At 62.0% G+C, this 21,088-nt stretch carries 16 protein-coding genes and 1 pseudogene; 4 read left to right on the top strand and 13 right to left on the bottom strand.

Annotated elements, in window-relative coordinates:
* Positions 1-44: 44 nt before the first annotated feature.
* Together SPHINGO391_RS13345 and SPHINGO391_RS13340 are read right to left on the bottom strand one after the other, a co-directional pair.
* Positions 45-2,405, bottom strand: coding sequence for a transketolase (locus SPHINGO391_RS13345; RefSeq protein WP_152009282.1), 2,361 nt, complete (start codon positions 2,403-2,405; stop codon positions 45-47).
* The gene (locus tag SPHINGO391_RS13340) at positions 2,402-3,109 is read right to left on the bottom strand and encodes an aspartate/glutamate racemase family protein (RefSeq protein ID WP_152009281.1); all 708 of its coding nucleotides are present in this window, start codon (positions 3,107-3,109) and stop codon (positions 2,402-2,404) included. The genes SPHINGO391_RS13345 and SPHINGO391_RS13340 overlap by 4 nt, the downstream gene beginning before the upstream one ends.
* A 126-nt stretch (positions 3,110-3,235) precedes the next feature.
* Between SPHINGO391_RS13340 and SPHINGO391_RS13335 the strand changes: the two genes are divergently transcribed.
* Complete coding sequence (locus SPHINGO391_RS13335; protein ID WP_343200306.1) at positions 3,236-3,688, top strand: Lrp/AsnC family transcriptional regulator; 453 nt, start codon at positions 3,236-3,238, stop codon at positions 3,686-3,688.
* A 48-nt stretch (positions 3,689-3,736) separates the two neighbouring features.
* Here the strand turns inward: SPHINGO391_RS13335 and SPHINGO391_RS13330 are convergent, their stop codons facing one another.
* Positions 3,737-4,942, bottom strand: a complete 1,206-nt coding sequence (locus SPHINGO391_RS13330; RefSeq protein WP_152009280.1) for a methionine gamma-lyase — start codon at positions 4,940-4,942, stop codon at positions 3,737-3,739.
* A 113-nt stretch (positions 4,943-5,055) separates the two neighbouring features.
* Here SPHINGO391_RS13330 and SPHINGO391_RS13325 point away from each other — a divergent pair, with 113 nt between their 5' ends.
* Positions 5,056-5,517, top strand: coding sequence for an Lrp/AsnC family transcriptional regulator (locus SPHINGO391_RS13325; protein ID WP_152009279.1), 462 nt, complete (start codon positions 5,056-5,058; stop codon positions 5,515-5,517).
* A 38-nt stretch (positions 5,518-5,555) separates the two neighbouring features.
* Here SPHINGO391_RS13325 and rsmA read toward each other — a convergent pair whose 3' ends face one another.
* The 6 genes from rsmA to SPHINGO391_RS13295 form a co-directional block, all read right to left on the bottom strand.
* On the bottom strand, positions 5,556-6,386 hold the full coding sequence (gene rsmA / locus SPHINGO391_RS13320; protein WP_152009278.1) for a 16S rRNA (adenine(1518)-N(6)/adenine(1519)-N(6))-dimethyltransferase RsmA: 831 nt from the start codon (positions 6,384-6,386) through the stop codon (positions 5,556-5,558).
* A complete protein-coding gene (pdxA, locus tag SPHINGO391_RS13315; protein WP_152009277.1) occupies positions 6,386-7,432 on the bottom strand; it encodes a 4-hydroxythreonine-4-phosphate dehydrogenase PdxA in 1,047 nt (348 codons plus the stop codon). The genes rsmA and pdxA overlap by 1 nt, the downstream gene beginning before the upstream one ends.
* 12 nt (positions 7,433-7,444) lie before the next feature.
* Positions 7,445-8,380: a SurA N-terminal domain-containing protein gene (locus SPHINGO391_RS13310; protein WP_152009276.1), complete on the bottom strand. Its 936-nt coding sequence runs from the start codon at positions 8,378-8,380 to the stop codon at positions 7,445-7,447.
* Between the two features lie 134 nt (positions 8,381-8,514).
* Positions 8,515-10,878 carry an LPS-assembly protein LptD gene (locus SPHINGO391_RS13305; protein ID WP_244615188.1) on the bottom strand — a complete coding sequence of 788 codons (2,364 nt, stop codon included), beginning with the start codon at positions 10,876-10,878 and terminating at the stop codon, positions 8,515-8,517.
* Positions 10,878-11,960: an LPS export ABC transporter permease LptG gene (gene lptG, locus SPHINGO391_RS13300; protein ID WP_152011555.1), complete on the bottom strand. Its 1,083-nt coding sequence runs from the start codon at positions 11,958-11,960 to the stop codon at positions 10,878-10,880. The genes SPHINGO391_RS13305 and lptG overlap by 1 nt, the downstream gene beginning before the upstream one ends.
* A 2-nt stretch (positions 11,961-11,962) precedes the next feature.
* Positions 11,963-13,168 (bottom strand): LptF/LptG family permease, encoded by a 1,206-nt coding sequence (locus SPHINGO391_RS13295; protein ID WP_193217285.1) that lies wholly within the window; start codon positions 13,166-13,168, stop codon positions 11,963-11,965.
* Between the two features lie 364 nt (positions 13,169-13,532).
* On the opposite strand from SPHINGO391_RS13295, the gene SPHINGO391_RS13290 reads away from it, so the two are divergent.
* Together SPHINGO391_RS13290 and SPHINGO391_RS13285 are read left to right on the top strand one after the other, a co-directional pair.
* A complete protein-coding gene (locus tag SPHINGO391_RS13290) occupies positions 13,533-15,020 on the top strand; it encodes a leucyl aminopeptidase (RefSeq protein ID WP_152009273.1) in 1,488 nt (495 codons plus the stop codon).
* A gap of 8 nt (positions 15,021-15,028) precedes the next feature.
* Positions 15,029-15,478 carry a DNA polymerase III subunit chi gene (locus SPHINGO391_RS13285; RefSeq protein WP_152009272.1) on the top strand — a complete coding sequence of 150 codons (450 nt, stop codon included), beginning with the start codon at positions 15,029-15,031 and terminating at the stop codon, positions 15,476-15,478.
* Between the two features lie 28 nt (positions 15,479-15,506).
* On the opposite strand, the gene SPHINGO391_RS13280 is transcribed toward SPHINGO391_RS13285, so the two are convergent.
* The 4 genes and pseudogenes from SPHINGO391_RS13280 to SPHINGO391_RS13265 all read right to left on the bottom strand — a co-directional run bounded on the left by SPHINGO391_RS13280 (position 15,507) and on the right by SPHINGO391_RS13265 (position 20,709).
* Positions 15,507-16,724: an ABC transporter permease gene (locus SPHINGO391_RS13280; protein WP_152009271.1), complete on the bottom strand. Its 1,218-nt coding sequence runs from the start codon at positions 16,722-16,724 to the stop codon at positions 15,507-15,509.
* The gene (locus SPHINGO391_RS13275) at positions 16,714-17,448 is read right to left on the bottom strand and encodes an ABC transporter ATP-binding protein (protein ID WP_152009270.1); all 735 of its coding nucleotides are present in this window, start codon (positions 17,446-17,448) and stop codon (positions 16,714-16,716) included. Before SPHINGO391_RS13275 ends, SPHINGO391_RS13280 begins: the two co-directional genes overlap by 11 nt.
* Positions 17,445-18,701, bottom strand: coding sequence for an efflux RND transporter periplasmic adaptor subunit (locus tag SPHINGO391_RS13270; protein WP_152009269.1), 1,257 nt, complete (start codon positions 18,699-18,701; stop codon positions 17,445-17,447). Before SPHINGO391_RS13270 ends, SPHINGO391_RS13275 begins: the two co-directional genes overlap by 4 nt.
* A 229-nt stretch (positions 18,702-18,930) precedes the next feature.
* A pseudogene (locus SPHINGO391_RS13265) lies at positions 18,931-20,709 on the bottom strand (PAS domain-containing methyl-accepting chemotaxis protein).
* Between the last annotated feature and the right edge of the window lie 379 nt (positions 20,710-21,088).

Here is a 21,088-nt window from a genome sequence, read left to right as displayed (position 1 = left end):
CGAGTTGAATTGGAGCGCTTCCCGTTGTCTCCAATCAAAGGCTATCAGCAGCGTCTGCCGTCCGTCAGTCCGATCGCCGCCTGAACGATGGCCTCAGCGTCAATCCCGAAATGCCGGTAAAGATCGCCGATCGTGCCGGTCTGGCCGAAATGCTCTACGCCCAGAGGGATGGTCTGATGGCCCTGCACCGAGCCGATCCAGCCCAACGTGGCCGGGTGGCCGTCGATGACCGTGACGATCTTGCAGTGCCGGGGCAGGGCGGCGGTCAGCGTCTCGATGTGGCTTCGGGCTTTGGAATTGCCACGTGACCGCGCCCGTTGCGCCGCCGTCCAGCCGGCGTTGAGCCGGTCGGACGAGGTGACAGCAAGCACCCCGACATCGCGCCTTGTCTCGGCAATGCGGCCCGCCGCCCGGATCGCTTCCGGCGCCACGGCGCCCTGGTAGGCGATCACCACCTCGCAGTTTGGCCCCGGCTTGCGCAGCCAGTAGGCCCCGTCGATGGCACCCTGGCGAAAATCCTCGTCGGCGCGGGTGCCCGGCTGCTCGATCGGGTTGGTGGTGAGTCTCAGATAGACCGAGCCCCCGGTCTCATCGCGCAACCATGTGCGTTCGTCCGGATCGCCCTCGCCATCCTTCTGCATGTAGTCAAACGCCCATTTCATGATCACCGCCAGCTCGTCGGCAAAGGCCGGCTCGAACGCGGCCAGCCCGTCCTGGCTCAAGCCGATCAGCGGCGAGCCGATCGACTGGTGCGCGCCGCCTTCAGGCGCCAGCGTCACGCCCGAGGGCGTGCCGACGATCATGAAGCGCGCATCCTGGTAGCAGGCATAGTTGAGTGCATCGAGCCCGCGGGCGACGAAGGGATCGTAAACCGTGCCGATCGGGATCAGCCGCTTGCCGAACAGGGAGTGTGAAAGTCCGGCGGCACCCAAGAGCAGGAACAGGTTCATCTCGGCAATACCGAGCTCGATATGCTGGCCGTCGGGCGTGAACTCCCATTTGGCGGTCGAGGGGATGTTGTGGGTCTTGAAGGTGTCGGCTCGGGCTTCCCGGGCAAACAGCTTGCGCCGGTTGACCCAGGGGCCGAGATTGGTGGTTCCGGTCACGTCCGGCGACGTGGTCACGATCCGGGCCGCCAGCTCGCTGTCCGTCTTCGACAGATCGTCGAGGATCTTGCCGAACGCCATCTGGGTCGAGATCTCGCGTTCGGACGCGAGCTCGATCTGAGGCGTGGCGATGACATGGTCGGAAAAGCGCCGCCGGCCCTTGGCAAAGAACGGCGTCCGCTCGAGGAACGCCTGGAGTGTGTCGGGATCCCTCACGGTTGCGAATTTCTCCCACTCCTCGCCCTCGGGCACGCCCATGTGGCGCTGCCACTCGGCCATCTGGGCCTTGTTCATCAGCCCGCCGTGATTGTCCTTGTGGCCGGCAATCGGCGTGCCCCAGCCCTTGATCGTGTAGGCCAGGAAACACACCGGCCGGTCATGGTCGATCGAGGCGAAGGCATCGGCCATGGTCGAGACGCAGTTGCCGCCGAGGTTTTCCATCAGTTCGGCCAGTTCAGCGTCGGAACGCCGCTCGATCAGCGCGGTCACGTCACCCTGGTCGCCAAGGTCGTCCATCAGGTGCTTGCGCCACACGGCCCCTCCCATGAAGGTCAGCGCCGCGTAGAGCTGGTTGGGGCAATTGTCGATCCAGCCCTTGAGCTTGTCGCCGCCCTTTTCGGAGAACGCCGCGCGCTGCAGGTGGCCGTACTTGACCCTGACCACGTCCCAGCCGAAGGCCTCGAAAATCTTCTCGACGCGCCGGAACAGGCCCTCATGGACGATGCCGTCGAGCGACTGGCGATTGTAGTCGATGATCCACCAGGTGTTGCGCAGATCGTTCTTCCAGCCCTCCTGCAGCGTCTCGTAGATGTTGCCCTCGTCAAGCTCTGCGTCGCCGACCAGAGCCACCATGCGCCCGAGCGGCAGATCCTGGCCCCACTCCTTGGCGGCAATGTAATCCTGTACGATCGAGGCGAACGAGGTGATCGCCACCCCGAGGCCCACCGAGCCCGTGGAGAAATCGACATCGTCGATATCCTTGGTCCGCGAAGGGTAGGACTGCACCCCGCCGAACCCACGGAAATTCTCCATCTTCTCGCGGGTCTGGTTGCCCATCAGGTACTGGATCGCGTGGAAAATTGGTGAGGCGTGCGGCTTGACCGCCACCCGGTCCTCGGGTCTGAGCGCGGAGAAATACAGCGCCGTCATGATCGACACCATCGAGGCCGATGACGCCTGGTGCCCGCCGACCTTGATCCCGTCCGCCTTGGGGCGGATATGGTTGGCATTGTGGATCATCCAGTGCGACAGCCACAGCAGCCGCTGTTCGATTGTCTTGAGATGGTCGGTACGGCTCATCGTGCAGTGTCCCCTGAAAGTGCGAAATCAACCGCAGCCTGGGCGTGCAGCTGGGTGGTGTCGAAGGCGGGAATGTCGAAATCATCCTGCGAGATCAGCAGCCCGACCTCGGTGCATCCGAAGATGATCCCGTCGGCTCCACGCGCCCGGGCAGTTTCGATGATTCTCAGGTAACGGTTCTTCGAGACCGGGCTGATCACACCCTGGCAAAGCTCTTCGTAGATGATGCGGTGCACGTCGTCGCGCTCTTGCTGTTCGGGTACGCAGACTTCGATCCCGTGCCGCTCCCTGAGCCTCGCCTTGTAGAAGTCCTGTTCCATGGTGAAACGGGTGGCAAGCAGCAGCGGCTTGCGGCAGCCGCTGGCCTTAATCGCTTCGGCAGTCACGTCAGCGATGTGAAACAACGGGATGGAAAGCGCCGCCTGAACCTCGTCGGCACAGATGTGCATCGTGTTGGTGCCGATCAGCAGGCAGTCGGCGCCGGCCGCTTCCAGCCGGATCGCCGCTTTGACCAGCAGTTTCGCCGCCTCGCTCCATCTGGCCTCGGCCTGCAGATCCGCGATCGGCGCGAAATCGAACGAGCGCATCAGGATTTCGGCGGAGTGCAGACCACCCAGCCGCTCCCGCACCATCCCGTTGAGCAGCTGATAGTAAGTGACGGTGCTTTCCCAGCTCATCCCGCCCAGCAGGCCGATCGTTTTCATGTGTCCTCTCCCGTATCCCTTCACAATAACATCCTGCTTGAGCAAATTGATGCCATTTTCCGCTTCCCGTGCCGCAATTGTTGGTGATATATCGCGCATATTCAGACTACAACGGGGGTAATCCGCGTGGATGATATCGATATGGCGATTGTCCGTCGCCTGGCGGTCCATGGCCGTATTTCACTCAATGAGCTCAGCGAGGAGGTCGGGTTGAGCCCGACCCCCGTCTCGCGGCGCATCCGGCAACTCGAAGCTGAAGGTATCATTACCGGCTATCACGCCAAGCTCGATGAGACCGCGCTGGGCTTTCCGGTTTCCGTTTTCGTGTCAGTGCGCCTCGACAAGCAGGTGGACGAGGCGCTGGCGGTTTTCGAAGCCGCGATCAACCGTTTTCCGGAAGTCGTCGACTGCTGGTTGATGACCGGAAATCGCGACTACCTGATGCGCGTCGCCACCCGGGATCTGGCGGATTTCGAGCGTTTCCTGACCCAGCAGCTGACGCGGGTGAAAGGCGTGGCGGCGATCGAATCCTCCATCCCCCTGCGCCGGGTCAAGGCTATGCCGGCAAGAACCCCGTGACCCCGCAAGCCTGACCGTCCTTGTCCCGCGCATTCGAGTCGAGCATCCTCACGCCGCTGCGCGGACTGCATCATCGCTCAGCGCCTGGGCCAGATCGCCGATGATGTCGTCGACATCTTCAAGTCCGACGGACAGACGGATCAGCCCGTCGGAAATGCCGTGCTCGGCCCGCTCTTCGGCGGTGTAGGTCGAGTGTGTCATGCTCGCCGGGTGCTGGATCAGCGATTCCGCGTCGCCCAGCGAGACCGCACGCCCGATCATGGTAAGCCGGTTCATCAGCCGCCGTCCGGCCTCGATGCCGCCGTCGAGCTCGAAAGCGATCATCGCGCCGAAGCCGGGCATCTGCCTCAGCGCAAGCTCGTGCTGCTCGAAGCTTACTAGACCCGGGTAATGGACCTTCGCCACGCCTTCGCTCGCCTCCAACATGGCGGCGACCTTCTGCGCATTTTCGCAATGCCGCTCCATTCTGAGCGCGAGCGTCTTCAGCCCACGCAGGATCAGCATGGCGTTGAACGGGGCCATCACCGCGCCGGTCATGTCCTTCATGCCGAACATCCTGATTTCGGAAACCTGTTCCGCGCTGCCGACAAGCAGACCGGCGACGACATCGCCGTGGCCGCCGAGATATTTGGTCGCCGAATGCACGACGATGTCGGCGCCGAGCTCGATCGGACGGGTGAGGTAGGGGGTGGCGTAGGTGTTGTCGACAACGACCGTCGCACCGCTCGCATGGGCGATCTTCGAGATGGCTTCGATGTCGACGAGCCGCATGTTCGGATTGGCCGGTGTCTCGAAATAGACGACGCGTGTCTTCTCGGAGATCACCGGTGTCAGGTTGGCCGGATCGGTCAAGTCGACATGGGTGATGGTGATGCCGAACTTGGATAGCCCGTGGCGCATGAAGGCGAAGGTGCAGCCATAGAGCGTCTTGTCGACGATGACTTCGTCACCCGGCGACAAGAGCGTCCACAGGGCCGCGGTGATCGCGCCCATGCCGGATGCCAGAGCCAGCCCAGCCTCCGCACCTTCAAGCACCGCGATGCGCTTTTCCAGCAAGTCGAGCGTCGGGTTCGAAATGCGCGAATAGATGTAGCCCGGTCGCTCGCCCGCAAACATCTCGCCGCCGGCTTCGGCACTGTCAAAGGCAAAGGTCGATGTCAGGTGCAGCGGCGGCGTCAGCGCTCCCTGATGATCCAGCGGATTGTAGCCGTGGTGGATGGCGCGGGTGGAGAAGTTCTTGCTGCTCGATTTCATGACGGGATCCTTTCCGGTGAAGCAGCAAGATTGCCCTATCTTGAAGGGCATTTGATTGCTATTTGTGCTTCAACAGACATGAGTTTTGGCATTATCTGCCAGGAAACGGGAAGATGGACAGCAAGGATCGCCAGATCATCCGGGCGCTGCAGGCCAATGCCCGCATGACCAATCAGGATCTCGCGGCAGCGGTGAACCTGTCACCCTCGCCATGTCTGCGCCGGCTTCGCAACCTCGAGGACAGCGGCGTTATCCGCGGCTACAGCGTCGATGTCGACGCCAGGGCCTACGGGCTGCCGATGACGGTCTTCATCCGCATCCGGCTCGAGCGGCACACGGGCAGCCATATCCAGGAGTTCGAGGCCCGCATCAGGGCGATCGATGAAGTGCTCGAATGCCATCTGATGACCGGACCGGCGGATTATCTGCTGAGAGTCGTGGTCGCCGGTCTTGACCATTACGAGGATTTCATCCGCAACCGCATCCACGCCATCGGCGGCATCGCGTCGATCGACACGAGCATCGTCTACGGAACCGTCAAGAAGACCGGCGTGTTTCCGGCGCTGCCGTCATAGGCAATAAAGGCAGCCGGGATTGAGGGATTGTCGCCGGACTACAGGGCCTCGGCCAATGCGCAGAATTCGGCGACACTCAGCGTCTCGGCGCGGCGCGTGGGCTCGATCCCGACCCGTTCCAGCAAGGCTTCCCCGCCCAAGGGTTTCAGGCTCTGCCTCAGCATCTTGCGGCGCTGGCCGAAGGCGGCGTGGGTGACGCGTTCGAGCCGTGCGAGGTCGCAGGGCAGGCGCTTGGCCAGGGGCTCGAGCTGTACCACGCTCGACGTGACCTTCGGCGGCGGCGTGAAGGCCTGTGGCGGCACGTCGAACAGGATCTCGCTGTGCGCCAGCCATCCTGCCAGCACGCCCAGGCGGCCGTAATGGTTCGATCCCGGCACAGCCACGATCCGCTGGCCGACCTCCTTCTGGAACATCAGCGTCATCGACGTCCAGAACGGATGGTCGACATCGGCAGTGAGCCAGTTGATCAGCAATTGCGTGCCGACATTGTAGGGCAGGTTGGCGACGATCTTGGCCGGAGCGCCATTGGCCAGCGCCGCAAGGTCGGTCTCGAGCGCATCTCCCTCCACCACCTCGAGCCGACCGGGATAATGTGCAGCGATCTCAGCCAGGATCGGCAGGCAGCGCGGGTCGCGCTCGACCGCGACGACGCGGGAAGCGCCCTGGGCCAGCAGCGCCCGGGTGAGCCCACCCGGGCCGGGGCCGATTTCGAACACGGTGAAGCCCTCGAGAGGGCCGGCCGACCGGGCGATCTTGGCAGTCAGGTTCAGGTCGAACAGGAAATTCTGCCCAAGCGCTTTTTTCGGCGCCAGCCCGTGCGTGGCAACGACATCGCGCAGCGGTGGAAGGCCGTCGGGGGTGGTGGCCATCAGACCCTGCTCAATGCTTGAAGGGTTGCGGTTTCAATCTCGGTATTGGCCATCCTGGCGGCAAGCTTCAGTGCCGCCACAAGGCTGTCGGCGCGGGCCTCGCCCTTGCCGGCCAGCGAGAAGGCGGTGCCGTGATCGGGCGATGTGCGGATGAAGGGAAGGCCGAGCGTCACATTGACCGAATCGTGAAAGCCCAGCGTCTTCGCCGGGATCAGCGCCTGATCGTGATACATGCAGATCGCCGCGTCATACCCCGCCCTGGCCTCCGCATGAAACATCGTGTCAGCCGGCAGCGGACCTGTGACATCAAGCCCCTCGGCCTTCAACAGGGCAATCGCGGGCAGGATGACCTCGCCGTCCTCGCGTCCCAGAGCGCCATCCTCGCCGGCGTGCGGATTGAGGCCCGAAACCGCGATGCGCGGCCGTGTCAGGCCGAAACGGCGGCCGAGATCATGGGCGACAATGCGTGTGGTCTCCACGATCGCGCCGGTCGTCAGCGCATCGGGAACCTGCCTGAGCGGGATGTGAATGGTGACCGGAGCAACGCGCAGGGAAGGACCGGCAAGCAGCATTACCGGAGTGACTTCATGGCCGGCGTTCTCGCTCGCCAGATGGGCAAGATACTCGGTGTGGCCGGGAAAGCCGAAACCGGATGCATAGAGCACCGATTTTGCGATTGGATTGGTCACAACCGCCCGGGTTCTGGCAGCCGTGGTCAGTCCCACCGCAACACGGATAGCCTCGATGATCGCCTCCGCATTGCCCGAATCCGGATGGCCCGGCACGGCGGGCCTGGCGAGTTCGACCGGCAGCACGGGCAGGGCCCTGTCGAATTTCGCCACGGCACTTTCGGCGGTGGCCTCCACCAGCGGAATATCCAGGCCGAGCAGCTGCGCCCGCTCGGCGAGCATCGCCGGATCGGCAATCATCAGGAAGGCCGGCAGCTCAAGCTGCCCACGATGTGTCCAGGCCGCGAGCGCCAGATCCGGGCCAATTCCGGCCGGGTCGCCCATGGTCAAGGCCAGCGCGCGGCGGTGCCCGTTCATGTGGGGGAATTCCTACTTGTTGGCAATGACCGCACGCTTGCGCAGTTCGGCGAGGTACTTCTTTGCCTCCGCGGAATCGCCGGCATCGGCGTTCTCTGCGCGAAACACCATTTCAGCTGCCTTGTCGTCCGACACGGTCTTGGCCGAGCAGACGATGATGAATTCAACCCCGCGTTCCGTGATCCGCGCCGAGGTGGTTCCGCCGGCATCCGTGCGTTCAATGAGCGGCTTCCACTCCGGCGGCAATTCCGGCTTCATGACGCGCCCAAGCTGGCGCAACGACACGTCGCGCAGACCGGTAATGGTCGATGCGGTGTTGTCACAGCCCTGAATGCGCGGGCGCAGCTGGTCTGCCTCGCGCTTGCGCGCGTTCAGCACCGCGTTCGAGCGCTTGTTCGCCGGCACCACCAGAACCACCTGCTGCAGAAAATACTCCGTGGTCGACGGCTTGTCGTCGCCACGCTCGAGCATCTTCGTCACGAGATCCTGGGTGGAAATGCCGCCACCGCCGGTGACTGCGCCAACCACCCTTGGCCAGCTCATCTGCACCCGGATGAAGGACTTGAAATGCTTTGGCGTCACACCGGCCTGGTTGAGCACCTGGTTCATCTGCTTGGCCGACAGGTTGTTGGAGGCGGCGAACCGCTCATACGACGCATCTACCTGGGAATCGGAGGCCAGCACGCGGATCCGCGCGGCTTCCTGCAGCTTGAGCGCTTCCTCGATCAGTTGTTCCCGCGCTTTCTGGTTCAGGTTTCCGCCCGTGCGTTGCAGTCTGAGGAATGCCGCCCTGCGGGCGATATCGACGCTGGTGATCGCCTGGTTGTTGACGATGATCTTGATCTCGCTGGCGGCATTTGCAGCGCGCATGGGCGCAAACGACATAGGCAGCGCCAGTGTCAGTGCCAGCAGCAGTCCGGTAAGGCGAAAGATCGCGGAAGATGTCATGCTTTCGTGTCCTCTTGTCCGGTCAAACGGATCATTGCCAGTCTTGCAAATCCGGCGCCGCCCGTAAATGCCTGTTGCTTGCGGCAAAAACGAGGCGGGTAGGGCACGCTTTCCCTTGCATCGGACTGCTTGAATCAGAAACTGGGCTTGAGCAGCGGGCTTTCAACATCACCTGTCCCGATGCCGCCAAGCGTCCTGAAGCTCAGCCGGGCGCCGATCTTCCAGTCGCGGGCGTTGGTGTTGCCGTCGTCGCGGATGCTCTCATAGGCGAAAGAAAACGCGTAGCATTCGTCCTCGTAGAGAATCCCGAACGCCTGCCGGTTGAATTTCTTGTCGACCAGATCATAGCTGGTCGATGCGGCGACGCGCCAGAAGTCATGCACCTTGAGCGAGGCATAGCCGGTGACTTCGCGGCGGTCCTCGTCGCCGACAACGAACGGACGCGGCGCCTTGATTTCCGTATAGGTCATCGAGGTGCTGAGCCGGCCACGGCTGAAGCCTGCGCGCACATCGGTGCGCTCCATGCGGAAATCGTCCTTGTCAAACCGCGCCGATGCGGCCAGCGAGAGGCCGTTGAAGGACAGGCCGCCCATGCCGACGAAGTCAGAGACATCGTTTTCCAGCCCGGCGTTTCGGGTTGCCTGCGAAAGATCCGGGGATGCGAAGGAATTGAGGCCTGCAATATGATAGGACTGGCCGAAAGCCGTGTGGGTTTTCAACCCGTTGTCGAAGCTGCCGGTGTAGCGCAGGCCGACATTGGCGCGGGTGCCGCCCTCGGTCCTGTCGAAACCGGAAAATTTGTCACGCTCGAACAGCGAAGTTGTGTCGAACACAAAGCTCTGCGCGTCCTCGTTTGGCAGGCCGCCGGCCAGCCGCTCGTTGGGACGCACGAAAATCTGGCCGATCGGTTCGAACACATGGCTCGAGCCAGCGGTAGTCACAAGCACCGGATAGCTCGCTTCCAGGCCGGCGGTCACCATGCCGCGGGCATGTGAGCCATTGCCCGCGAACGCGCCGTTGTAATCGGTGGGCGCTGTGTCGATATTGACCGAATTCAGGTCGCCGCGCGCCGCCAGGATGGGGGTCAGGCGCAGGCCGTTGGCCGTGGTCAGGGTCCGCCTCCACTCGAGCTCGCTGCTCAGACGCGAATTGGCGCCGGCGAAGCCCTTGTAGCGGTCGGCAAACAGGGGATCGGTCGCGGCAAGCCCGGTGCGCGTGGTGATGTCGTCAGCATTGCGGGAAACCGAATAACCATTGACGTTCAGCGAAAGCTCGCCCCCGGCGACCGGATCGGAGAAGGTGCGGGTGTAGTCGAGCGAGGGGTGGATCGTCGCCTGTTGCCTCTCGGTCAGGTTTGTCGTGGTCGCGTCCTGAATGTCGAACCGGTAGCTGCGCAGATCGAAATGGCTGCGGTTTGACAGGCCGGTCAGGTACACTTCCGATTTGACCGTGTTCTCCGAATAGCCGGAAATCCCGTAGGTGCGCGAGAAATTGTTGTCGGACTGCAGCATCCCGTCCCAGCCGAAGGTCCAGCGTGGATTGATCCGGAACTGGCCTCGCGAGGCAATCATGCCGCGCTCGGTCACCAGGCTGTCGGAGGTGCCGGCATCGAAGTCGCCGGGATTGGTCTGGGAGATGCCTGCCATGCGCAGTGTGTGTTCGCCATTGGCGAAGTTCTGCCGGAATTCGACCTCACCAAGAAAGCCCTGGTTGGTGTAGCCGCTGCCGGTGAAGGTCGCATCCATATAGGGCGAGATCGCCCAGTAGTAGGGGATCGACACACCGGTGCCGAGGTTGTCGGCAGTCAGGTAACTCGGCGTCAGGAAACCGCTCTTGCGCTTCCTGTCGTGATCCGGGATCTCGAGAAAGGGCAGGTAGGCAATCGGCATGCCGAAAAGTTCGAAGGTCGCCTGCTCAAGCCGGATCGTCTTGGTTTCGCCGTTCTGGATGACGCGTTTGGCCTTGACTTGCCACAGCGGCGCGCGCTCCGGGTCGTCCTCGCATGCTTCGCACGCGGTGTAGACACCGTTGTTGAAGGTGGTCTGGCCGTCACCGCGTTCAGCACTTTCAGCCGCTATACGGGTGTTGTCCGGTGTCTCGATTCTGAGCGCGTTGACAAATCCATCGGCGAAGTCGTCGGTGATGTCGAGATTGTCGGCATAAATCCGGTTACCGGTCGGCTCTATCATCTCGACCGAACCGAAGGCCTGCATCCGGCCGCTGTTCTGGTCATATTCGACGCGGTCGGCGACGAGCTTGTAGTTGTCATAATCGATCTGCACGCCGCCACTGGCGACGACCACGCCGGTGTCGTTGTTGTAGATCAGTTCGTCGGCTGCCAGCAGCATCTTTGCGTCTTCGGCAACACTGATGCCGTCCGGCGCCACGATCTGGGCGGCAGCCTGCGGCGCGGCAAAGTAAAAAATGGTGCAAAAGGCCACGCCGGCGCACAAGACGCCAGCAAACGCATGAACTCTCGACCGGCGCACACCCGCCACTATCCGTCCTCCTTGTGGAGAAGCACTGTTGTCCCCAATGCCGAGGCGACCAAAACCGGAAGCCATGCCGCCACGACCGGCGGGATGGTCCCGGCATTCGCGAACGCCTGGATCAACTCGGAGACGACATAAAGCACGAAGCCCGCCAGGATTCCACCCAGGATGACCGTTAAAGACTGACCAAATCGAACAAATTTGAGCGACACCATCGCCGCGATAAGTGTCATGGCCGCCAAAAGCGCCGGAAGAGCCAGCAAACGGTGGAATTGAGTCTCGTAGCTGGTTGCCGGAAGGCCGAAGGATTTGGCCGCGGCAATTTTCTCCCGCAACTCGAAAAACGGCACGGTTTCCGGTGAAGTCAATGATTCGCCAACAAATTCCGCCTTGAGACTGGTCGGAACGGTTGTGCTCTCAAGCTCTTCAACCGGTTGCGAGCCGCGGATGCGCTTGACCTTGGTCAATTCCCACACGCCATCCCCCAACCGTGCGCTCTCGGCCTCCAGCCGTTCCCTGATCCGCTGGTCCTGATCGAACAGGAAAAAGGTTGCGCCGGAGAGTTTGGTACCACCGTCGGAGCTGGCCCGGGCGCCAAGAACGGTATCGCCTTCTGCAGTTCGCTGTCGCAGCCAGGGCGCGGCATTGGTCTGTTGCCGGCTGCCGAGATTGCTTTCAACGACAATGTCCTCGGCTTTTTGCATAGCGCTTGCCGCGAGAGTGTTGAGAACGGTGATCGACAGAACTCCGATCAGCAGGTTGGCAATGATCAGGGGGGCCAGGAACTGCCAGGCGGAGATTCCCGCAGCGCGCGTTACCACCAGCTCGTATTTCCGATTGAGCTGCATGAGCGTGGCAATCGAGGCGATCAACACGACAAACGGAATGATCAGCTGCAGCACGCTGGGGACGCGCAGCGCCGAGACCAACAGCCCGAGCGCGACCGTGTAGTCGGGCGCGCGCGACAGGCGCCGGCTGGTCTCGTTGAAATCCACCAAGAGGATCACCAGCAGCAGTCCAAAGCAGTAGACAAGGAACGTCGTCATGTAGCGACTGAAGAAATAGCGCGAAAGAGTGGAGGCCAGGATTGTCATGCCGAGCGTCCTTCACCCGGCTTCTCGCGGTTGCCCTGAAACCGTTCGAGCAAGCCGGAAAGGTTGTCGAAAAGCCGGTTGTTGAGCTGGGCCCAGGCCTTCGGGATCGTCAGTGCCCGGCCGCTGATGGTCAGAAAGCCGAAGACCACGATCAGGCTTACCGGCACGAGATAGGATATCGCCTCCATCACCGGGCTGATGCCTGCCGCTTCGGTGCTGTAGAACCCGAGCCCGCGGGCACTCAGCGCGATGGCTGCGACCAGTGCCCCGTTCTGAAACTGTTCATGCCGGTTCGAGCGCGCCTTTCCGAGGAAGGAAAACGCCACAAGCCCGAAGGCAAGCGGATAGGTCCACGTCGAAAACCGCTTCACCAGCTCCTGCTGGATCATGTTTTTCGGACCTGTGTAGTAGTAGTCGTCGGGGTCCGGATCAAGGAGATAGAGGGTGGATCGCTCGTTCGGGCGCTTTGCCGCGGAGCCGCCTGCGGGAACGAACGCGGCCATGTCCAGGGCGTAGGATGAAAAGGTGACGATCGAGATCCGGTTGTTGGAGAGATCCTGCTGCTGCAATTCGCCATCGACCAGGTAGAGGATGTTTGTATCGGTCTCTTCAGATTTCCGGATGACGCCACTGCGCGCGTAGTAAATGGTTTCGTTGCCCTCGGTACGGGTGTCGGAGAGAAAGATCCCGCCGAGTTCGCCGCCGGGCAGCTTCTCGTTGACCTGGACGTACAGGCCGTCCTCGAGCTTCATGAAGGCGCCGGAGCGTACGGCAACCGAAAACAGGTCTGACTGGGCCTCGGCGATCACGTCATAGAGCTTGCCGTTTGCCCATGGCTCGATGAAATTGCTCACCACGAGCACCATCAGCGAAATCGCCGCTGACAGCGCCAGAACCGGTTTGAGAACCGTGGTCGGTGGCACGCCGGCGGCTTCCACGACAACCAGTTCGCTGTCCGAATTCATGCTCGACAGCACCTGGCTGACCCCGATCAGCAGCGCAAAAGCGGCGACGATGGGCACCACCGAGGGAATAAGCGTGGCCGCAAGCATGGCGAAGGCTCCGAACGCCTGTCCGGTGGTCGTCAGCACATTGACACGTATGAGCACCTGCGTGGTCAGCACAAGCAGGGTCACCGCGGAAAGCGACCAGAAGGTCAGCGAACTCATGCGGCGAAATATGTAACGTTCAATCTGCTTCATTTCGCCTTTCCGGAGCAGCCCGAGCGGAACCATGATTCGTTTGGCACCTCAGTGCCCCGGTTCGACCAGCCCAACCATGCACCGGCCTTATCAAATCTCAAATTGGATAATGTGTGGCAAACAAACGCGGTTAACATATTGTTGCGGCGGTGTAACGCAAATGCAATATGGCTTGATACGAGGCTTCGGCAGCGCCGCTGTTAGCTCAAGGACAATCCGGATCAGGCCCAATTTTCGACGCAAAGCCGGTTCGTCATGAGCGTGCGGGAATTTGCGGCGTGTTGCGCCCATCCGCTCTTGCCTTCTGCCGCGAAAGCGCCAAGATCGCGACCCACGCAAATCAAGAGAATCCATTGGAGCCGTCATGTCGATGAGCATTGAAATCAGTTTTTCCAAATCAGCAAAGGTCACTGGAGGACTGGTCGTCGCTCTCGGCTCGTCGAGCCAACCCGTGCCATCGATTGTTCGCAGCGTGGACCCCGGCGGCCAGCTCGACAAGGCGGTCAAGGTTGCGGGCTTCTCCGGCAAGCTCTGTTCGACCGCCGATGTGATTGCGCCCGTCGATGCGGCTGCGGACCGTATCGCGCTCGTCGGGGCAGGGGAGCAGGGCAAGCTCTCCGCGCACGAATGGATGCGGATCGGCGGCAAGGCCTTTACCCAAATCCGCAAGGCCGAGAAGGTCACCGTTCTGTTGGGGGACGCGGACGAAGTTTCAGCGGAGGCTGCCGCCGACATGGCGCTCGGGCTGTTGATGCGCGCCTACTCGTTCGACCTCTACAAGACCAAGAAGAAGGACGATGACGACAATGGCGCCCGCAAGTGCACCGTGGTCTTCCAGCATGAGGACGCCGCGGCCTGCAAGAAGGCCTTCGCCAGCCGCCAGGCGGTCGCCGACGGGGTGAAGCTGGCCCGCGATCTGGTCAACGAGCCGGCCAATGTGCTCGGCCCGGTCGAGTTCGCAGCCCGCGCCAAGGAGCTTGAAGCGCTCGGCATGGAAGTCGAGATTCTCACCGAAAAGGAAATGAAGAAGCTCAAGATGGAGGCGCTGCTCGGTGTCTCGCTCGGTTCCGTGCGCCCGCCGCGCCTGGCGATCATGAAATGGCAGGGCGGCAAGGCCAAGGACAAGCCGCTGGCCTTCGTCGGCAAGGGCGTCGTCTTTGACACCGGCGGCATCTCCATCAAGCCCGCAGCCGGCATGGAGGACATGAAGGGCGACATGGGCGGCGCTGCGGCCGTCATTGGGCTGATGCACACGCTCGCCGCGCGCAAGGCCAGGGTCAACGCCATCGGCATTATCGGACTTGTCGAGAACATGCCCGATGGCGCCGCCCAGCGTCCGGGCGACATCGTCCGCTCGATGTCGGGCCAGACCATCGAGATCATCAACACGGATGCTGAAGGGCGCCTGGTGCTCTGCGATGCGCTGACCTATTGCCAGGATCGCTTCAAGCCCGAGATCATGATCAACCTGGCAACGCTCACCGGTGCGGTGATGGTGGCGCTCGGCCAGCACCATGCCGGCCTGTTCTCCAACGACGACAAGCTGTCGGAGGCGCTCAGCAAGGCCGGCGCGGTCACCCAGGAGCGGGTCTGGCGCCTGCCGCTCGATCCGGCCTACGACAAGATGATCGATTCCAAGTTCGCCGACATGAAGAACACCGGCGGCCGTTATGCCGGATCGATCACCGCGGCGCAGTTCCTCAAGCGCTTCGTCGGTGAAACGCCGTGGGCGCATCTCGATATCGCCGGCACAGCCATGGGGTCGCCCTCGACCGACATCAACCAGTCCTGGGCCTCGGGCTTTGGCGTCCGGCTGCTCGATGAGCTGGTGCGCGCCAACTACGAGGGCTAGGACGGCTCATGGCCGAGGTGCTGTTCTATCATCTGACCGAGTCCAGGCTCGAGGACGCCTTGCCGCCGCTGCTGGAGAAAAGCCTCGAGCGCGGCTGGCGGGTGTCCGTACACGTTGGCAGCGAGGAACGCTGCGCCGCGCTTGATGCGCATCTGTGGACCTGGCGCGAGGAAAGTTTCCTGCCGCATGGCAGCGCTCAGTCGCCGCATGCCGAGAGGCAGCCGGTGCTGCTGACGCTGGAACCCGAAGCAGCCAATGGCGCCACCGTGCGCTTTGTCGCCGATGGCGCCGATGTTCCTGCCCTTGAGGGAGTGGAGCGCCTGGTGATGATGTTTGACGGCCATGATCAGAACCAGCTCGATGCGGCCCGCGCCCAGTGGAAGACCCTGAAGGCCGGCGGTCACACGCTGACCTATTGGCAGCAGACCCCGGACCGCCGCTGGGAAAAGAAGGCCTAGATACCTGACACGGCAGGCCTCGGGACGCCTATTGGTGGCGGAGCGCCTCGATCGGATCCATCCGGGCAGCCCTGCGCGCCGGAAAATAGCCGAACACGATGCCGACCAGAGCCGAGAACAGGAAGGCTGCGAGCACGATGGTCGCGTCCGGCGCGAAGGGAATCGACAGCAGCCGCGAGCCAAGAAGCCCGAGCGCCAGGCCGAGCAGGATGCCGATCAGCCCGCCGATCAATGACAGCACGATCGCCTCGACGAGGAACTGCATCAGCACCTGGCGTTCTGTGGCGCCCACGGCCAGCCGGATGCCAATCTCGCGGGTACGCTCTGTCACTGACACCAGCATGATGTTCATGATGCCGATCCCGCCGACCAGCAGGCTGACAGCGGCCACCGCCGAGAGCAGGCCGGTCAGCACGCTGGTGATCCCGGTCAGCATCGAGGTGATCTGCTTCATGTCGAAGACGTTGAAGTCGTCCTCCTCGAAGGGGCCGATCCGCCGCCGCTCCCGCATCAGGCTTTCAATGTCGGCCTTGGCCTTCTCCGTGGAAACGCTGTTGCGGATCGAGGCATAGATCATCGCCACATCCTGGTTGCCCGATATCCGCCGCTGGAAGGTCCGGATCGGGATCAGGATGATGTCATCCTGATCGGTGCCGAAGCTCGAGGCTCCCTTGATTTCGAGAATACCGATCACCCGGCAGGCGATCTGCTTGAGCCGGATGCTGGCGCCGATCGGATCGCCATTGCCGAACAGTTTCTGGCGCACGGTTTCGCCGAGAATGCAGGCGGCGGTGCCGGTTCTCAGCTCGCTTTCATAAAACGCGCGGCCACTGACGACAGCCCAGCTGCGGGCTGTCAGGTAGCGGTTGTCGGTGCCGGTCACGGTGGTGGAATAGTTCGCGTTGCCGTAGATCGCGGTCATGCCGCGCGAATTGGAAGGGGTGGCGACCGCGACACTGGAGATCTGCTGTTCGATCGCATCGACATCCTTGAGCGTCAGGCTTGCAGCCGTGCCGCCACCACCGCCCGAACCCGGCCCCTGCGAGGGCTGGCCCGGCCGGATCATCAGCAGATTGGTGCCAAGCGTCGACACATCGGCTTCCACCTGGTCGGTCGACCCCTGACCCACCGTGACCATGGCGATGACAGCCGCGACGCCGATGACGATGCCCAGAACCGTCAGAAATGACCGGAAGGCGTTGCGCAGGATCGCCTGCAGCGCCAGCCGCACCGCTTCATACAGCATCTGCAGCCGCCTTCCTGTTCCGGTTGTCCGTTTCGATCCTGCCGTCCAGGAAGTGTATGATCCGGTCGGCGTAGTCCGCCATGTCCGGCTCATGGGTGACCATCAGGATGGTGATGCCATCCACGCGGTTGAGCCCTGTGAGCAGATCCATGATCTCGTGGCTGCGTGCGGTGTCCAGGTTTCCAGTCGGTTCATCGGCCAGGATCACGTCCGGATTGGTCACGATCGCCCGCGCGATGGCCACCCGCTGCTGCTGACCGCCCGACAGTTGCGCGGGATGGTGGTCTTCCCGGCCTTCAAGCCCGACCTTGGCCAGCGCCTCGCGCGCCAGTATCCGTCGCTTTGAGCCAGCCATGCCCTGGTAAATCAGCGGCAATTCGACATTGTCGAGCGCCGATGTCCGGGCCAGCAGATTGTATCCCTGGAAGACGAAGCCGAGAAAGTTCCGCCGCAGCAGCGCCAGCTGGTCACGGTTGAGGTGACCGACCTCTGCTCCGCCGAAGAAGTATCGTCCGCCGGTCGGCTTGTCGAGAAACCCGAGAATGTTCATGGCGGTGGACTTGCCGGAGCCGCTGGGTCCCATGACGGCGACGAACTCGCCGCCTGAGATTTCCATGTCGATGCCGCGCAGAGCCCTGACCTCGGCATCACCGCTGCCATAGACCTTGGTGATGCCTTCAAGCCCGATCAGTGGCCTGGAGTCCGGATCTTGACCCTTGCTCATTCTTGCATCAGATCGGTAATCACCTGATCGCCCTCGGCCACGTCTCCATCCCTGATCTCGGTCATCGCGCCGTCTGTCTCGCCGGGCAGGATATCCACCGCCACGGCCTGTCCATCGCGCAGCACCCAGATATTGCGCCTGCCGTCTTCACTTACCTGGGCCGCTGTCGACGGCGGTCGGCTCGGTGCGTTCTTGAACAACATGCCGAGCAGGCCGGTACGGTTGCTGTCCTCGGTCTCCACAGGTGGTGCGAACCTCAGCGCCGCATTGGGAACCGCCAGCGTGTCCTTGATCTCCGCCACCCTGTTGTCGGCGGTGGCCGTCATGCCGGGCCGCAACAGAAGCTCGGCATTGTCGATCGACAGGATCGCTTCGTAGGTCACCACGCCGTCGACGGTCTTGGGCGCAAATCTGAGTTCCGAGATCACCGCCGGGAAAGTGCGTCCCTGGTAGGCCTCGACCGTGAACACCGCCCGGTTGCCAACCTGCACCTTGCCGATGTCGGCCTCGTCGATATCGACGCGCAGCTCCATGTTCTTGAGGTCAGCGGCAAGGGTGAACAGCACCGGAGCCTGCAGGGATGACGCGACGATCTGGCCCACTTCGACATTGCGCTCGAGCACCACCCCGTCGATTGACGAGCAGATGCAGGCCTTGGCCAGGTTGGCTTCATTGATCTTCAGGTTTGCCTCTGAAACCCGGATATCGGCTTCAGCGCTCTTGAGGGCCGCCTGGGCCCGGTCATAGGCGGCCTTTGCCCTGAGCAGTCCCTCAAGAGTGGTCACCTGCTTTTTCTCGAGCATCACCGCCCGCTCGTAATTGTCCCTGGTCTCGTTCCGTGTCGCCGTCGCCTCGGCCATTCTTGCCTGGGAGGCCGTCAGCGAAGCCCGGGCAAGTTCGACATTGGCCTCCAGCTTGTCGGTGTCCAGCCGCGCGAGTATCTGGCCGGTCGTCACCAGGTCGTTGAAATCGGCTTCCACCGAGCGGACCGTTCCGGACAGTTCGCTTGAGATTTCAACCTTGTCCGTCGGCTCCACCGTGCCGGTGGCCGTCACCTGAACGATGACATCGCTCCGCACGATGGCCTGCGTCGTGTAGACGGGCAGGTTCTGACCCGAACCGGAACTCCACCACAGCCAGAGCGTGGAAGCACCCATGATCAGCGCCATCGCCCATAGCATCCGGCGCAGGGTGGACGGGCCTTTTTCGGCAGATTTGGCGATTGTTTCGATGTCGGATTTGGAAGGCGTCATCTGGATATCCCGTGGTTGGGAATGTCCTACCACGCAGCGTCGGCGCGACCGTTGACATGGGTCAAGAACTTGCCCGCGGGGAACCGCTGCAATCTGCTACTCGTGTTATCCTGCCTTGATACGGTTATCCATGGCTGCGGCGGTCCAGCCCGTTCTGAACGCGAAAACCCCCGGATCAGAGATCCGGGGGTCCCTCCTTTCGGCCTAGCGGGGGACATCCGAGCCGAAATTAAAACTCTTCCCAGTCCGACATCTCCACCGCGGCATTGCCGTGGAAGGCAGGCCGCTGGCGGGCTGGCGCGGTGTAGGCCGGGGCGGGGGTGCCACCGTTGCTCCGGACCACCCGTGGCGAGTGGCTTGCAGCGGCATCCACCTTGAACCGCGACAGCAGCTGGAACAATGAGGCTGCCTCCTGCGCCAGGCTGTGGCTGGCGGCGGTCGATTGCTCGACCATTGCCGCATTCTGCTGGGTGCCCTGATCCATCGCGTTGACCGCCGTGTTGATCTCGTTGAGGCCGGTCGACTGTTCGCGCGAGCCGGTGACGATCGCCTCGACATTGGCGTTGATCTGCTTGACCTGCTCGACGATGCTGACCAATGCCTTGCCGGTTTCGCCAACCAGCGACACCCCGGTGTTGACCTGCTCGCCCGAAGCCGTGATCAGCCCCTTGATCTCCTTGGCCGCCGTTGCCGTCCGTTGCGCGAGCTCGCGGACTTCCTGGGCGACAACCGCAAAGCCGCGACCGGCTTCACCGGCCCTGGCGGCTTCGACGCCGGCGTTCAGTGCAAGCAGGTTGGTCTGGAACGCGATATCGTCAATCACATCGATGATGTTGGTGATCGCCTTGGAGGAACTTTCGATCTCGGCCATTGCAATGACAGCCTTGTCGACCACCTGGCCGGATGTCTCCGCATCGCGCTTGGTCTTAGCCACCAGTTCGCCGGCTTCTTCCGCACGCTGGCTGGAAGCGGCGACGGTCTTGGTGATTTCCTCGAGCGCGGCTGCGGTTTCCTCGACGGAGGCTGCCTGGTTCTCGGTCCGCTTGGCGAGGTCGTCTGCTGCAGAGCGGATCTCATCCGAACCGCTGGCGATCATCCGGGCGTTCTCGTTGACCGAACTCATCGCATCGCAAAGCCCTTCGTTGGCCTTGTTGAAATTGATCCGGAGCGGCTCGAGAGCAGGCTGGAAGGGCTTTGTAATCTGGATGGTCAGATCGCCGTCGGCCATGCTCTGCAGGCCGGTCGACAGGGATTCGACATTGCTGACCCGTTCGGTCACGTCTGTGGCGAACTTGACGACCTTGAAGACCTTGCCGTCCGCATCGAAAATCGGGTTGTAGGAGGCCTGGATGTGGATCACCTTGCCGCCCTTGCCGATCCGCTTGAACTCATCGGAGTTGAATTCGCCGGCGGCAAGTTTTGTCCAGAACTGCGCGTATTCTTCCCCCCTGACATAGTCGGGGTCGCAGAACATCCGGTGGTGCTTGCCGACGATTTCGGCAAGCGTCTAACCGACCGCGCCGAGAAAGTTTTCGTTCGCGAACACGATTGTTCCATCAGGCTTGAACTCGATCATCGCCTGTGAACGGGAGATGGCGTCGAGCTTTCCGGCGTCCTCCATCGACTTGACCTTGGTCGCCGTGATGTCGGAGGCGAACTTGACCACCTTGTAGAGCTTGCCGCCGCGAAAAACGGGGTTGTAGCTGGCTTCGATCCAGATTTCATCGCCGCTCTTGGTGACGCGCTTGTACTGCGCCTTGTCGTATTCGCCGCGGCCGAGTTTCTTCCAGAATTCGGCATAGGCTGGCGCGGCAGCTTCCTTCGGTTCGACAAAAATGCGGTGGTGCTTGCCCTTGATCTCGGACAGTTCGTAGCCGAGTGCCTGGCAGAAATTTTCATTTGCGTCGAGAATCTTGCCGCTCAGATCGAATTCGATCATGGCGAGGGACTTTTTCAGTGCCTGGACGATGTTCTTTTCGTCTGAGCCGACGATGCTGGTGAAGCTCATGAGACTGGTCCTAAATGGTAACAAGTGACCTTATGATCTGCACGGATTTCTGCCGCGTAGACGCCGGTGGATTGTATCGAGGGAATGTCTGAACCAGATGCTTCATGCATCAAGTACATCATGAATTTCTCATGCATCCATTTCTAAAAAGTTAATGAATTTTCATATTAGGAATGCTAAATATTGAGGTGCATTTTAGCAAATGAGGAACTGGTTGACGGGCACTCGTGAAAGACACGCGCGGGGCCGTTGATGTTGCTGAATGCCCGTTTGAGTGCGATGGCAAAAGCATCTGCAGATGCTTCGGTTGGAAACAATCGAAGAGGTTGCGGGAAGGCTGTGCGAACCGTGTCCGGCGCCCGCTCCCGATGGCTGCTGT

Source organism: Hoeflea sp. EC-HK425, from assembly GCF_902498795.1.
In the GTDB taxonomy this organism is placed as follows: domain Bacteria; phylum Pseudomonadota; class Alphaproteobacteria; order Rhizobiales; family Rhizobiaceae; genus Hoeflea; species Hoeflea alexandrii.
The sequence above is the reverse complement of the archived record's forward strand: the minus strand, read 5'-3'. Positions and strand labels throughout refer to the sequence as shown.